This is a genomic window from Desulfobulbus propionicus DSM 2032 (assembly GCF_000186885.1).
In the GTDB taxonomy this organism is placed as follows: domain Bacteria; phylum Desulfobacterota; class Desulfobulbia; order Desulfobulbales; family Desulfobulbaceae; genus Desulfobulbus; species Desulfobulbus propionicus.
In genome coordinates, this window is sequence record NC_014972.1 from 3,037,565 (window position 1) to 3,051,487 (window position 13,923).

A 13,923-nucleotide genomic window follows, 5' to 3' on the forward strand; every position below is an offset into this window, starting at 1 on the left:
CAATCATAAAAAAAGCCTTTCTTCCAGTCCCCTTTGTTCAACTCGAAACGCTCTGCGTGTCACCGATAGTATCGCCACAAAAAAATCGCCAAGAGAAGACAGAAAAGCGTGGCTCCGCCAAGGATTGCCGTCACCTTGAATGTATTGGATTTGTTTGGATTGGCGATGGGGAGAGGGTTCGCCTCGCCCGGAAAATGCAGATCGGCCACGCTCTCTTCGATCAGCTCGGCGCCAATGACCGGTTTGTTTTCGGCAAACCCTGTAAGCAGGGCGTGATCACAGATGATGTTAATCAATCTCGGAGTGCCCTGGCTCACCTTGTGAATCATGGCGATGGCATCCTCGGAAAAGATGTTGAAATGGCGGGCACCGGCATGGCGGAGCCGAAAAAGGATATACTGCCTGGTTTCATCCAAGGTAAAACGGCTGAGATGAAATCGAATGCCGATTCGCTGCCGCAGGGGCAACAACCGGTCGTCGCTCATCCGTTCATTGAGTTCCGGCTGTCCCACCAGAAAGATGGAGAGGACATCCTGACCTTTCTCTTCAAGATTGGAAAGCAGGCGAATCTCCTCCAACAGATCAACGGGAAGAACATGGGCCTCGTCAAAAATCAGCAAGACCCGCTCGTCCTTCTTGTAACATTCCTTCAACAAATTGCCGAATTCGATCAGAAACATCGCCTTGTTGCCATCCCACTTAAGGCCGAGCTTCTTGGCAATGTAAGAAAAGAATTCGTCGCGATACAGGATCGGATTATTGAGCAAACAGAGATGCACATCCTGTTCAAGCGAATGAATCAGCGACTGCAGCAGGGTTGTTTTCCCCGAACCGACATCGGCGGTCAGCACAAGAAAACACTTTTTGCTGAGAACTCCGTATTTAAGAATCGCCAACCCTTCCTGATGAGTTTCACTCATGAACACCACGGCTGGATCAGGGGTCAGAGCGAAGGGTTTTTTGGCAAGCCCGTAAAATTTCGTGTACATGCTTAATGAACCAGGAAAAAGAAGAGTGAATATTCGGTTAAATAATGATCAGGCCCTTGATCCAAAAATAGGCGATTGCCCCCACCAAGAAGATCCCATACGCCGAAACAGCTGCCACGCTGACGCGAAAAACCAGTTGCTCTTTTCGTTTCTCGGTCTCTTTTTCAATGTAGGGAATGGCGCAGACCACCGGCACGCCGATATATTCCTCCAAATCGCCCACATCCTTGAACGATGTGTCGATGAAGTCGAGCACAAACACAGAACCGACGCTCAGGCCCAAACTGACGGCAATCGCGACAAGAAAAATTTTCAAAAAATTTGGCTTGGATGGTTTCTCGGGAAGGCGGGCCGAATCGACGATCTTGAACTTGCTGCCCTTCTGATTTCGCTCCAAATTCTCCGCCGACTGGGCCTGCAGATTTTGCGCGACAAGCTGGTCGTAATGACGGCGCAACTCGTTGTAATCCCGGGTCAAGCCATTCCACTCCGCTTCACGGATGGGAGCGGCTTCAATATAGCGTTGGTATTTGGCGATCTGGGGGGGGATAGTCGCCAGCTCCTCTCTCAACTGGCTGATATTGAGGTCAATTTGTTTCAATTGGACCTGCAGCCGTTGGCTTTCCAATCCTGCGGCGATGGCGGCCCGGTTCGAAGAAGCCGAGGCTGGTCCCTGTTGCACCGATGTCGGCCCTTTCCCCACTTTTTGCTCCAACTGTTCAATCAGCTGTTTGGTTCGGCGAACCTCGGGATGCTTGTCCGTATATTTTCCCTGCAGGTTCTCGAGATACAGCCGCATTCGCTGCAACCGTTCGGCATCGGTTTCCGGAAGCCTGGCCGCCTGGTTTGCAATGGGCTCGCTGCTCATGCGCATCGCGGCCAGGCGCTGCTGCATGCTCGCTTGCTCCTGGGCCATGACCTTGGTGCGCTCAAGTTCTTGAATTGAATTTTGAATTCCCTGATTTTGCTGGATCAGCGCCTGCAATTGAGCGAGGTTGCTTTGCCGCTGATCCGGCATCTCATTGAAATATTTGAGTTTGTAATCTCGCATCTGCTGTTCTTTTTCGTCCAAAACCTTCTTGGCCATCGCCAGCTCACTCTCCGTGTATCTGGAGGTCTCGGTGGCTCGCTCTTCCCGATATTTGAGATTTTCTTCGATAAACAAAGAAGCCAAGGCGTTGGTGACTTTCATCACCTTTTGCGGATCAAGCCCCTGGTAGGAAACGCTGAAAATATCGCCTTTGTTTGATGGCGTGATGCTGATATCCTTGCGCATCGTTTCAATGACATCTTCAATCGGCAACTTTTTCCGTGCTTCCTCGTACAGAGAAAACTGAACGATCACCTTTTCAAGGCTGTTCCGACTGGTTACTAATTCTTTCAAGGTCGCCAACGATTCCTGCAGGCGACTCCTTCCCTGCTCAGGATCCATTTTCGCCGGATTAATCTGCTGCTGTTCGTAGCTGAGCAAGGCGGTGCTTTGATAGGTTTTCGGCAGAGAGAAATAATATCCCAATCCAATGGTCAGGCCGACAAGCAAACTGATGCTGATGAGACGCCACCGATGAATGACGAGATCCACATATTTTTTGATCAACTGCCGCTGCTTAACGTCCATAATTCAACAATTTACCGTTTAAACTGAAATTTTTTCCATGATCAACGCGAGCTCCACCACCTGTGTCATTGGCGATATCCACGGTTGCAATGCGGCGCTCACCGTTTTATTGCAACAAGTCCAACATCGCGCCGACACCATCGTTTTTCTCGGCGACTATGTCGATCGCGGCCCGCAATCCAAAGAAGTCGTGGCAACCATACTTTCCTTGCAAAAAACACACCCCCGAGTTGTGCCGCTCATGGGCAACCATGATTTTCTCTTCCTTCAGTACCTCGAAGGCCGGGACAGTTCGGTTTTTCTTCAAGTCGGCGGCCTGCAGACTCTGGCCAGTTATGGCCTACATCCTGCAGAGGGGGCTGAGGCCATCAAGCAGCGAGTGCCTCTTGAGCATATTGCGTTTTTTCGCAGCCTTTCCCTCTTTTGGCACGATCAACACGGCATCTATGTCCACGCAGGATTGGAACCCGGTCGTCATCTCAGCCAACAGACATCGCATTGGTGCCTGTGGGCTCGGGAACAATTCCTGCAAAGTCGTTACAATTTCGGCAAGCCCGTTGTCTTTGGCCACACCGTTTTCGACGACCCCTTTCTGACGGCTGACAAAATCGGCATCGACACAGGCGCGGTCTATAACGGCAAGCTCTCTGCCTTATTGTTGCCAATGAGGGAGGTGGTCAGCGTGCCGGGAAATCCCGACACGCGGTGACATGGTTCTATGGTAAATGAAAGAGAGGGAAATGACAAAGAAGTTAACTACAATTCCTCGAAAATAAACGGCATGGCTGCCGACAAGATGTCCCGTTCCGTCAGGAGCATGAACAACCTGTCCACCCCGAGAGCAATACCGGCGGTCTCCGGAACCCTGGATAAATCCGCCAGAAAGTTCTCCGGCATGGATGCAGTGCGGCCCTGAGAGTGGATAGCGTCTATCTCCGCGGCAAAACGTGACCGTTGTTCCTCGGGATCGATCAACTCGGAAAAGCCGTTGGCCAGTTCGATTCCAGCAACATACAATTCAAACCGTTCCGCTACGTCAGGCGTTCTCTGGCTGCGACGGGCAAGCGATCCCAGCGAAATCGGATAATCGTAGAGGAAAACTGGCCGATCCTTGCCCAGATGCGGCTCTATCGCCGTGACCAAGATCTCGTCAAACATCCCCGTTCGTATGGCCTCGCTGACCGAGATACCGGCGAACATGTCAAAGGCATCCGCCACGGTCAAGCGGTCCCATGGGCGGGTCATAGCGACACGGTGATCCCGCCAGCACAGCAAGCTCCCATGGACGCCCCTGAACATCGAGAAACCACGGTTCATCACGAAACAAACAAGTTCCTCGCATTCTTGCATCAAATCAACATAATCCCAGCCCGTGTGGTACCACTCCAGCATGGTGAATTCCGATTGGTGCAACCGACCATGCTCCTCCTTGCGGAAACAATGACAGATTTGAAAAATTTGCGAACAGCCCCTTGCCAAAAGCCGTTTCATGCAGAGCTCGGGAGATGTGTGGAGAAAACAGCCTTCGCTGTTGAAGGGGACGATATTTGACTCGGGGAGAAGAACAGGAAGTCGCAGGGGCGTATCAACTTCCAGATAGGCGCGTTCGAGAAAAAACGAGCGAATGGCCTGCAGCAGGAAGGATCGCTGCCGCAGGCCGTGAGGACCGAGCATTGCCGGCTTATTCTTTAACGCGGGTGATATAGGTGCCGGTTCGGGTATCGATCTGAATCTTGTCACCCTGCTCGACAAAGGGCGGAACCTGCAGCTGAAAGCCGGTCTGCACGGTTACCGGTTTGGTGTCGGAACCGGAGGTATCGCCCTTGGCCCACGGGTCGGCGACCGTCACCTCCAGGTTGACAAAGGTCGGCAGGCTGATGTCGATGGGACGGTCGCCAAAAAACAACACTTCCACCTCCATGTTGTCGATCAAAAAATTGAGATTGTCGCCTAACTGCTCCTTGGTCAAGAAAATCTGCTCGTAGGACGAGGTATCCATGAAGTGGTACTCGTTGTCCTGAGCGTAGAGAAACTGCATCTTCCTCTCTTCCAGATTGGGCCGTTCGAATTTGTCGTTGGAGCGATAGGTCTGGGTGAACTGAACCCCGGTGATCATGTTCCGCATTTTGGTCCGGTAGAGCGCCTGCCCCTTGCCCGGTTTGGAGAAATCGAACTCGGTGACGATATAGGGCTCGCCATCAATTTGAATTTTCAGGCCTTTGCGCAAATCAGAAGCAGTATACATAGTTATCCTTAAGTCTTTATTTATCGGTTGATTTGAAGGGGAAGCATGTTACGGGAAGTCCTGTTTTTTTGCAACAGCTTCCTGCCCTGGTGATGAATTAATGCTGTCCGACCGTTCTCTGCTCTTGTTTTCACCCGGCCGATTCTATACAGTGGCGGCAAACTGTTCCTCAACCAACATCTGCAAGCCATGGTCATTCGAGCTGGAGTCCTCTCCGATACGCACTTGATCCGGCCGGACAGCCGATTCAAAACACAGGTCGCGGCATGTTTCGCCACCTGCGACATGATCATTCATGCCGGCGACCTCACCGACCTGTCAGTGTTGGAGGTGTTCGCCGGCCGGCCAGTCTACGCGGTGCACGGCAACATGTGCCATGCCTCGGTGCGGGACCGCTACCCACACCAGCTCCAATTCTCCATCGGCTCCTTTGTCATCGGCCTTACCCACGGCGCCGGCCTGGGATACGACATCGAAGCCGCCTTATGGGATCTTTTTCCCGAAGTGGACTGCATGATTTATGGCCACACTCATCGGCCTCTCTGCCGCCGGGTTGGCCGAATTCTTCTCCTGAACCCGGGCAGTTTCCAAGCAACCGGCCGCTACGGGGCCCCGGGCAGCTATGCCATCCTTGAGGCCGGAGATACCCTCCAGGCCCGTCTTTTTGACGTCCCGCAACTATGAATACCCTATGGACCCCCTGGCGCATGGACCATGTCCTTGGGACCGCGCCCAAGGTGACCGGTTGTTTGTTCGAACCGCCTGGAACCGAAGAACAGAACAAGGAACACCTGCTGCTCTATCGAGACTCCTGGACCGTGGTGCTGCTCAACCGTTTTCCCTATGCCAACGGCCATCTGCTGCTCGCTCCCCGGCGCCACCTTGCCGACTTGGCCGAATTGCAGCCGCAGGAGAAGAGCCGACTGATGGAGATGCTGACCGCCTGCTGCGCCATCCTGCGGCGTCATCTCCATCCGGACGGGATCAACATCGGCCTCAATCTCGGCAAGGCTGCCGGCGCCGGCATCGCCGACCACCTGCACTTCCATCTTGTTCCCCGATGGGAGGGCGACCATAATTTCATGACCGTGTGCGCGGAGATCAGAACCATCCCCCAGCATATCGAGCGGACCTTTGACTTGCTGCTGCCGGACTTCCAACTGCTGGCCACGCCAGCCATCCCATGAGCGCTTCACCCAAAATCACCCCCATGCTCCAGCAATACCTGGAGATCAAAGAGCAGTATCCTGGCACCATTCTCTTCTACCGCATGGGCGATTTTTACGAAATGTTCTTCGAGGATGCGGTGGTCGCCGCCAAAGTCCTCGGCATCACCCTCACCTCCCGCAGTCACAAGGATGAGGCCAACAAGATTCCGATGTGCGGCGTGCCCTTCCATGCCGTATCCGGATACCTCGGCAAAATGGTCAAGGCCGGGTATCGGGTGGCCATCTGCGAACAGGTCGAGGACCCCAAGGAAGCCAAGGGAATTGTCAGGCGCGAGGTGATTCGCGTGGTTACTCCGGGCGTGACCACCGACGATCAACTCCTGGACGAAAAGGCCGACTGTTATGTTTGCGCCTTGGTGGTGCAGAAGAAATCGACCAAGGAACACCTCGCCGGCCTCGCCCTGCTCGACATTTCCACCGGTCGATTTCAAATTTGTGAGGTCAGCTTTTCGCCCAAAGATCCGGGCGCGCTGGTCGATGTTTTCTCCCGGCTCAGGCCCGCCGAGCTCCTCATCCCACAAGCAGAACTCGACACCCTGGCGCCGCTGACCCATCTGCTCAGCCAGCAGATGGGCCAACTCTGCCTGACCGCCAGGCCCGATTTTCATTTCGAGACAGTGACGGCGATCGCCACCCTGACCGAACACTTTCGCACCGCCAATCTGGCTGGATTCGGCTGCGATGCCTACACGGCAGCCATCGATGCTGCCGGGGCCCTGCTCCTCTACCTGCGAGAGACGCAGAAATCAGAGCTGGCCCATGTCAAACGAATCATGCCCCTGCATCAGAGCGGTTACCTGATCATTGACGACGCTTCCCGTCGCAATCTGGAGCTGACCGAGACACTGGTCGGAGGGCAGCGCCAGGGGTCCCTGTTGGCAACGCTCGATCGTACCGCCACGCCCATGGGCGCCCGTCTGTTGCGCCGCTGGTTGCTGTTCCCCCTTCAGGACAGGAAAGAAATATTGCGCCGGCTTGACGGTGTCGAGGAACTGATCGAGCAACCAGCGGTACGGAATACCCTGCGGAGCCTGCTCGACTCGATCTACGACCTCGAACGTCTGAGCAGCCGCCTTGTCCTTGGCCACGGCAATGCCCGCGACTTGAGCGCCATCAAAACCTCGCTGGCCCAGCTGCCGGACCTGCATCACCAGCTCAACGGATGCACCTCGTCGTTGCTGCGAGCGATTGCCGAACGCTTTGATATCCTCGACGACCTCCATCGCTTGATTGACAGCGCCATCCGCGACGACGCCCCCATCACTCTGCGCGAGGGCAATCTCATTCGCGAAGACTACAACGCCGAACTGGATCACCTCCTGCGACTGCTCCGTGACGGCAAACAGATGATTCTCGATCTCGAGCATGCCGAACGGCAACGATCCGGCATAGCCAAACTCAAGGTGGGGTACAATAAGGTCTTTGGGTATTATTTCGAAATCAGCCGCAGTCAGACGCAGGAACTTCCGGAGTACTTCATCCGCAAACAGACCCTGGTCAATGCGGAACGCTTCATCACCCCGGAACTGAAAGAACTGGAAAACGCCATCGTCACCGCCCACGACAGGCGGCTTGAGCTGGAATACGCCCTTTTTCTCGATATCCGCGAGCACCTGGTTCAAAACGATCACCGTCTGCTGCAGGTGGCCGCGCAACTCGCTGAGCTTGACGTACTCGCCTGTTTTGCCGAGGTGGCCACTCGATACCGTTACTGCCGCCCGCAGATCAATACCAATCGCACCATCACCATCAGCGAGGGAAGACATCCGGTTATCGAGCGGTCCATGGATCCGGGGCGATTCGTGCCCAACGATGTGCATCTGGACCAGGAACGCCATGAACTGCTGATCATCACCGGACCCAACATGGCAGGTAAATCCACCGTTTTGCGCCAAACGGCCTTGATCGTGCTCATGGCGCACATTGGTTGTTTTGTCCCGGCGGAAAGCGCTGATCTCTGTATCGTTGACCGCATCTTCACCCGGGTTGGCGCCATGGACGATCTGCGACGAGGCCAGTCGACCTTTATGGTGGAAATGAACGAGACCGCCAACATCCTCAACAATGCCACCGAGGACAGCCTGGTAATCCTTGATGAAATCGGCCGCGGCACCTCGACCTATGACGGCCTAGCCATTGCCTGGGCGGTGGCCGAAGAATTGGCGCACAAAAACGGCCTGGGCATCAAGACGCTTTTTGCCACCCACTACCACGAGCTGACTGACCTGGCCGCGACCAGCGACAAAATTCAGAATTATTCCATCGCGGTCAAAGAATGGAACGATTCGATCATTTTTCTGCACAAGTTGGTCAAAGGAGCCACCAATCGGAGCTATGGCATCCAGGTTGCCGCCTTGGCCGGTGTCCCTGAACACGTCATAACCCGTGCCTACACCATCCTCAAAAACATCGAACAAGGAGAGTTTACCCTTCAGGGGCAGCCAAAAATTGCGGCCGGCAAATCGGGGAAAAAACAGAATCCCATGCAGTTGCCGTTATTTTCTCCTGCAACGCACCCCTTGACGGATTTGCTGCGCACGATCAATCCAGATCTGCTCACCCCAAAGCAGGCTCTGGACTTCATCTACCAAGCCGTGGAATTAATGAAAAAAAACGAAGAATAATTACCGTTTCCCATGCCCTCACAGCGTGAGCCCGCCCCTTTCAAAAGTTAAAATTTTTAAACAGCCAACTCCCTATCAAAACATTCTTTTTAATTTTCAGGGCAACCATCCTGCGCAAAGTACAATTTCTTTTACCTTTGAGACCAAATACTGTATGTTTAAAAAATAATTGGCCTCATTCGCTCTCTTTCCGGTTATGGCGCATTCTCCCGTCACGGAATCCTCCACATCGAGATGTATCATCCATGTGCGCATTGAATTTTCCCATACTGAAACGAACGCATCCTGTCTTCCCGGGAGTGCTTGCAATATTCGTTATTGGTGCCTTCTTTCTCGCCCTTCCCTTTCACCATGCGTGGGCGGCGCCTCAAGCAAGTATCAAAATCGCTTCCGGTCAAAAGGACACACCCGATCAACAATACCAAGCGGCAAAAAAGAATCTTTCGCGTCTTGAACAGGAAAAGGCGTTCGGCAAAGACCGGAGCAACTGGCTGAATAACGCAAGCAGTTTTCGACAACTTCATCGGTCGCAGAAAAAAGGAGAACTGGGGCCACCAAGCCTCTACATGACAGCAAAGGTCTACCGATTGACGTACAGTCGTTTCCACATTGCCGACGATCTGGACAAGGCTATGCTGGCGTATCGAGAATTGGCCGATCTCTATCCTGGCCATTACCTCGCCGATGACGCCCTTCTCGAAAGGGCAGAATTGCTTGCCGCCAATCGCGCCCATGAACAAGAGGTCCGCGCCTTGTACCAACAAATTGTCGATCTGTATCCCCAAGGGGACCAGTATCAAAAGGCTCGGACCTTTTTGTCTCCTCCCCAAAACACAGAGGCAAAAAAAACAGCCGCCACCGCACCTTCCCCAATCGCGTCAAACGGTAACCTCGCGCACATTGCACCGGCTAAATTTTGGTCTTCCGCGGAATACGGCAGGGTCGTGATCGAATCTTCGGCGCCCCTTTCCTTCAAGGAAACATTCAACCAAAGCAACGATCAGCACCACCGCCAGCTTGTGTTGGAGCTGGAGCAAAGCTTCATTGCCCCATCCTTGCGCGCCCCAACCCGCATGGAAGCCGGGCTCCTCAAGCAAGTTCAGACCATGCAGACCAACGACAAGACCGTGCAGGTGAGATTTGATTTCGAACCGTTTGCTGAATACAAGATTTTCACGTTGAATGACCCCTTTCGTATCATCGTCGATGTCCACGGACAGGGTGAGACAGTGAGCCTGGTCAGCAAGGACAAAGACCAGTCCCAGGCAGCTCCTGTTCCGGACCAACCTCTCCAAGGGACCACGGGCACGGTCAATGCCAACCCGATACCGATTAGCCTAACCGATCTGAAAAAATTCCCGGCCGAGCAACGGCTGCCTCCCCAAGGGATAACACGTACGAAAAACAAAGAATCCCTTTCCCTCGCACAGCAATTGGGTCTTGGAGTGCGCAAGATCGTGATTGACCCGGGCCATGGAGGTAAGGACCCTGGAGCAATGGCCTTTGGCCTCAAGGAAAAGGACATCGTTCTGGCCATTGCCAAAAAGTTGGCCAACGTTCTCACGTCACGCTACAATTACGAGGTCATCCTCACCAGGACCAAGGATGTGTATCTTCCGCTTGAAAAACGCACAGCGGTCGCAAATTCACAAAAATGTGACCTCTTCATTTCCATTCACATCAATGCCCACACCGATAAAGCCAGCGGCGGCATTGAAACCTACTTCCTCAATTTAGCCACCGATGCGGGTGCCATGCGGGTGGCTGCGCTCGAGAATGCGACATCAACGCACAGCATTGGCGAATTGGAGGATATCTTGACCAATCTGATGCGCAATGCCAAAATCGATGAATCGACCCGATTAGCCCGCTTCGTGCATACCACTCTCGTTTCGGGCTTGAAGGGCAAATATCCCGTTCGAGATCTGGGCGTGAAACAGGCGCCATTCTATGTATTGATCGGCGCGGAAATGCCAGCCATTCTTGCGGAATTGTCCTTCATTACCAATCCTGGCGAGGCAAAACTTTTACAGACCGAGCAGTACCAAGACAGTATGGTCAACCAAATAGCCAATGGCATCAGCAATTATGTTGATCATCAGCGAACAGCCGCTGCCAGCCTGTGATTGAGCGCGTCACTTTGCCGAATTTTCTTTATCGCAGGAAGTCAAGGCGGAATGGTTAGGAAAGTGCAGGCGAATCCTGTTCGATATCTACCTCGTTGCTCTTCGCTGCCCTCAAAACTGTGCGATAGTGGGTTGGCCCCTCTTTCTCTCATACCATCGCGGTGTGGAAACAATCTGTTCCCCGATGATTGATACGAACCGCGTATCGTGCTAAATCCTGCAAAAACAAAAAAAGCCGCCTTTTTGCAAGGCGGCTTTTTCATATTACGTATTGGTAAACCAATCAGTGTCGAGCTAATTCTGCGGTGCGCAGACGGGCCATCGCCCTTTGCAGGGCGGCTTCAGCACGGACTCGATTGATCTTTTCCGTTGCCTGCTGGGTTTGCGTCAGACGTTTCTCGGCTCGCTCTTTGGCTCGCAGGGCGCGATCCACGTCAATCTCGTTGCCAAACTCAGCGCTTTCGACAAGAAAAGTGATTTTGTTGTTTGAGACCTCGGTAAACCCTCCGGTCACCATCAAATATTTGGTCACACGGTCTTTCTTGAAGCTCAAGGTACCGGTTTTGATGGTACTTAAAAAAGGAGCATGATTGGCAAGTACACCAAACTCACCACCCACGCCGGGCGCAGTGACGATATCAACCTCTTCACTAACAACCGCTCCGTTCGGGGTTACAACTTCCAATTGAATTTGTGCCATTGCTCGTACCTCAGATCAGAAAAAAGGATCAAGCTTTAGCCCGTTGCGTAGCGGCTTTCTCAACGGCCTCTTCGATGCTGCCGACCATGTAGAAGGCGGTCTCGGGCAGGTCGTCATGTTTGCCGTCAAGGATTTCCTTGAAACCACGTACGGTATCCTCAACCTTGCAGTATTTGCCAGGGAAGCCGGTGAAGACCTCGGCCACATGGAAAGGCTGGGACAGGAAGCGTTGTACCTTACGGGCACGGGCAACGGTCAACTGATCTTCCTCGGAGAGCTCGTCCATACCAAGGATGGCGATAATATCCTGCAACTCTTTGTATTTCTGCAAGGCAACCTGAACGCCGCGGGCGGTCTGATAATGCTCCTGACCAACGACGTTGGGATCGAGAATACGTGAGGTGGAGTCCAGCGGATCAACGGCAGGATAGATACCGAGCTCAGCGATCTGACGGGAAAGAACAACCGTTCCGTCGAGATGGGCAAATGTGGTTGCCGGTGCCGGGTCGGTCAAGTCGTCGGCGGGAACGTACACGCACTGCACAGCGGTGATCGATCCCTTGGTGGTGGAGGTGATGCGCTCCTGCAGGGCACCAAGGTCGGTGGCCAGGGTCGGCTGATAACCAACCGCCGAAGGAATACGTCCAAGCAGCGCCGACACCTCGGAACCAGCCTGAGTGAAGCGGAAGATGTTGTCGACGAAGAACAACACGTCCTGGCCTTCCTCGTCGCGGAAGTACTCGGCAGCGGTCAGACCGGTCAGGGCCACGCGTGAACGGGCTCCGGGAGGCTCAGTCATCTGGCCGTATACCAGAGCGGCTTTCGGCAATACGCCGGATTCCTTCATCTCGTTGTACAAGTCATTGCCTTCGCGGGTCCGCTCGCCAACGCCACAGAAAACAGAAATACCGCCATGCTGCATGGCGATATTGTTGACCATTTCCATCATGATAACGGTCTTGCCGCAGCCAGCGCCGCCGAACAGTCCCATCTTGCCACCGCGGGGGAACGGAACCAGCAGGTCGATAACCTTGATCCCGGTCTCCAGGACGTTCACCTCGGTATCCTGCTCGATAAACAAGGGTGCAGGGCGATGGATGGGCATGCTCTTCTCGGAAGAGATCGGTCCCATGCCGTCCACTGGCCGACCAACAACGTTCATGATTCGGCCCAGGGCAGGAGCGCCAACCGGGATGGTGATCGGGAAGCCGGTATCACGCACCTCCATGCCGCGTACCAGACCGTCGGTCTGATCCATAGCGACGGTTCGAACGCAGTTGTCACCGAGATGCTGTGCAACCTCGCAGACTAGGTTGTCCGGCTGATCGTTGATAGCCGGGTTGGTGATAAAAAGGGCATTCATGATGTCGGGCAGATTGCCCGGCTCGAACTCAACGTCAACAACAGGTCCGATGACCTGTATAATTTTACCTACGCGTGACTCACCCATGTGCAATGGCCTCCTCTAAACTAGTCAAATACCAAGCGGTATCAAATTATCATTTAAGCGCCTCGGCGCCGCCGACGATATCCATCAATTCGCCGGTAACAGCGGCTTGGCGTGCTTTGTTGTACAACCGGGTCAGGGCTGTGATCATATCTTTACATGCGTTGGTGGCGTTATCCATGGCTGTCATACGGGCAGCATGTTCACTAGCGCCAACTTCCAGCATGGCATGGTAGATTTGTACATTGAGAAACAGGGGAAGCAGCACTTCCATGATCTCGTTGGGATCCGGTTCGTAGGTATAGGCACCGCCCGTTCCTACGGTTGACTGAGCTTCATCTTGCTCGGCGACGAGGGGCTTGATCGGCAGGAGTTCTTCCACTTCCGGTTTCTGGACTGCAACCGAATAGAATTTTCCGTAAACGATATCCACCTGATCGCTTTCGCCGGCAAGGAAGGCCTCAGTGATATTCTGAGAAATCTCACGGGCGTTGAACATCTGGAAGGAGCCCATGATATCGACAAACGACCGACGCAGTTTCCCAGATTTCTTGAATACCTGGGTTCCTTTCTTCCCGACAGTGACGAAAGTGACGTTCTTGCCTTCGGCCTCGTACTGTTTTCTGAGTTTATCGGCAGTTTTAATGATGTTGGCATTAAAGCTACCGCATAGGCCGCGATCGGAAGTGACCACCACGATTTCGACGGTCTTTACCTCACGGACCTCCATCAAGGGAAGATCGGTGCTCTCCATGCCGCCAGACAAATCGCGCATGGCTTCGGCGAATTTCGCGGCATACGGTCGAAAGCGCTCCATCTTTTCCTGGGCGCCGCGCAGTTTCGCCGAGGCCACCATGTTCATGGCCTTGGTAATCTGCGCGGTTTTCTTTACACCGGCGATTTTATTTTTAACGTCCTTTAATCCAGGCATAAGAATTTACCCTT

12 protein-coding genes are annotated in these 13,923 nt (G+C 53.7%); 5 read left to right on the forward strand and 7 right to left on the reverse strand.

Annotated elements, in window-relative coordinates; translation table 11 throughout:
* Positions 1-59: 59 nt before the first annotated feature.
* Positions 60-920: an ExeA family protein gene (locus DESPR_RS13255; RefSeq protein ID WP_169701621.1), complete on the reverse strand. Its 861-nt coding sequence runs from the start codon at positions 918-920 to the stop codon at positions 60-62.
* A 106-nt stretch (positions 921-1,026) separates the two neighbouring features.
* Positions 1,027-2,586, reverse strand: coding sequence for a Wzz/FepE/Etk N-terminal domain-containing protein (locus DESPR_RS13260; RefSeq protein ID WP_169701622.1), 1,560 nt, complete (start codon positions 2,584-2,586; stop codon positions 1,027-1,029).
* Between the two features lie 58 nt (positions 2,587-2,644).
* Here DESPR_RS13260 and DESPR_RS13265 point away from each other — a divergent pair, with 58 nt between their 5' ends.
* Positions 2,645-3,316 (forward strand): metallophosphoesterase family protein, encoded by a 672-nt coding sequence (locus DESPR_RS13265; protein ID WP_015725306.1) that lies wholly within the window; start codon positions 2,645-2,647, stop codon positions 3,314-3,316.
* A 47-nt stretch (positions 3,317-3,363) separates the two neighbouring features.
* On the opposite strand, the gene epmA is transcribed toward DESPR_RS13265, so the two are convergent.
* Both epmA and efp read right to left on the reverse strand, forming a co-directional pair.
* Complete coding sequence (gene epmA, locus DESPR_RS13270) at positions 3,364-4,281, reverse strand: EF-P lysine aminoacylase EpmA (protein ID WP_015725307.1); 918 nt, start codon at positions 4,279-4,281, stop codon at positions 3,364-3,366.
* 7 nt (positions 4,282-4,288) lie between these two features.
* On the reverse strand, positions 4,289-4,852 hold the full coding sequence (gene efp / locus DESPR_RS13275) for an elongation factor P (protein ID WP_015725308.1): 564 nt from the start codon (positions 4,850-4,852) through the stop codon (positions 4,289-4,291).
* Positions 4,853-5,041: 189 nt separating this feature from the next.
* Between efp and DESPR_RS13280 the strand changes: the two genes are divergently transcribed.
* The 4 genes from DESPR_RS13280 to DESPR_RS18035 all read left to right on the forward strand — a co-directional run bounded on the left by DESPR_RS13280 (position 5,042) and on the right by DESPR_RS18035 (position 10,831).
* Entirely contained in the window at positions 5,042-5,536 is a 495-nt protein-coding gene (locus DESPR_RS13280) for a metallophosphoesterase family protein (protein ID WP_015725309.1), read from the forward strand.
* Entirely contained in the window at positions 5,533-6,039 is a 507-nt protein-coding gene (locus DESPR_RS13285) for an HIT family protein (RefSeq protein ID WP_015725310.1), read from the forward strand. Before DESPR_RS13280 ends, DESPR_RS13285 begins: the two co-directional genes overlap by 4 nt.
* The gene (gene mutS / locus DESPR_RS13290; RefSeq protein ID WP_015725311.1) at positions 6,036-8,705 is read left to right on the forward strand and encodes a DNA mismatch repair protein MutS; all 2,670 of its coding nucleotides are present in this window, start codon (positions 6,036-6,038) and stop codon (positions 8,703-8,705) included. The genes DESPR_RS13285 and mutS overlap by 4 nt, the downstream gene beginning before the upstream one ends.
* Positions 8,706-8,950: 245 nt before the next feature.
* The gene (locus tag DESPR_RS18035) at positions 8,951-10,831 is read left to right on the forward strand and encodes an N-acetylmuramoyl-L-alanine amidase (protein WP_015725312.1); all 1,881 of its coding nucleotides are present in this window, start codon (positions 8,951-8,953) and stop codon (positions 10,829-10,831) included.
* 283 nt (positions 10,832-11,114) lie between these two features.
* Here DESPR_RS18035 and DESPR_RS13300 read toward each other — a convergent pair whose 3' ends face one another.
* The 3 genes from DESPR_RS13300 to atpG are packed head-to-tail and all read right to left on the reverse strand — an operon-like array spanning position 11,115 to position 13,909.
* Complete coding sequence (locus DESPR_RS13300; protein WP_015725313.1) at positions 11,115-11,531, reverse strand: F0F1 ATP synthase subunit epsilon; 417 nt, start codon at positions 11,529-11,531, stop codon at positions 11,115-11,117.
* A gap of 28 nt (positions 11,532-11,559) precedes the next feature.
* Positions 11,560-12,981, reverse strand: a complete 1,422-nt coding sequence (atpD, locus tag DESPR_RS13305; RefSeq protein ID WP_015725314.1) for a F0F1 ATP synthase subunit beta — start codon at positions 12,979-12,981, stop codon at positions 11,560-11,562.
* Positions 12,982-13,030: 49 nt separating this feature from the next.
* Positions 13,031-13,909, reverse strand: a complete 879-nt coding sequence (gene atpG, locus DESPR_RS13310; protein WP_015725315.1) for an ATP synthase F1 subunit gamma — start codon at positions 13,907-13,909, stop codon at positions 13,031-13,033.
* Between the last annotated feature and the right edge of the window lie 14 nt (positions 13,910-13,923).

Excerpts from the sequence above, each read along its gene's own strand:
- mutS (WP_015725311.1), top strand. The coding sequence starts at position 6,036 with ATGAGCGCTTCACCCAAAATCACCCCCATGCTCCAGCAATACCTGGAG.
- efp (WP_015725308.1), bottom strand. The coding sequence starts at position 4,852 with ATGTATACTGCTTCTGATTTGCGCAAAGGCCTGAAAATTCAAATTGAT.
- DESPR_RS18035 (WP_015725312.1), top strand. The coding sequence starts at position 8,951 with ATGTGCGCATTGAATTTTCCCATACTGAAACGAACGCATCCTGTCTTC.
- atpD (WP_015725314.1), bottom strand. The coding sequence starts at position 12,981 with ATGGGTGAGTCACGCGTAGGTAAAATTATACAGGTCATCGGACCTGTT.
- DESPR_RS13280 (WP_015725309.1), top strand. The coding sequence starts at position 5,042 with ATGGTCATTCGAGCTGGAGTCCTCTCCGATACGCACTTGATCCGGCCG.
- epmA (WP_015725307.1), bottom strand. The coding sequence starts at position 4,281 with ATGCTCGGTCCTCACGGCCTGCGGCAGCGATCCTTCCTGCTGCAGGCC.
- atpG (WP_015725315.1), bottom strand. The coding sequence starts at position 13,909 with ATGCCTGGATTAAAGGACGTTAAAAATAAAATCGCCGGTGTAAAGAAA.
- DESPR_RS13300 (WP_015725313.1), bottom strand. The coding sequence starts at position 11,531 with ATGGCACAAATTCAATTGGAAGTTGTAACCCCGAACGGAGCGGTTGTT.
- DESPR_RS13285 (WP_015725310.1), top strand. The coding sequence starts at position 5,533 with ATGAATACCCTATGGACCCCCTGGCGCATGGACCATGTCCTTGGGACC.
- DESPR_RS13255 (WP_169701621.1), bottom strand. The coding sequence starts at position 920 with ATGAGTGAAACTCATCAGGAAGGGTTGGCGATTCTTAAATACGGAGTT.
- DESPR_RS13265 (WP_015725306.1), top strand. The coding sequence starts at position 2,645 with ATGATCAACGCGAGCTCCACCACCTGTGTCATTGGCGATATCCACGGT.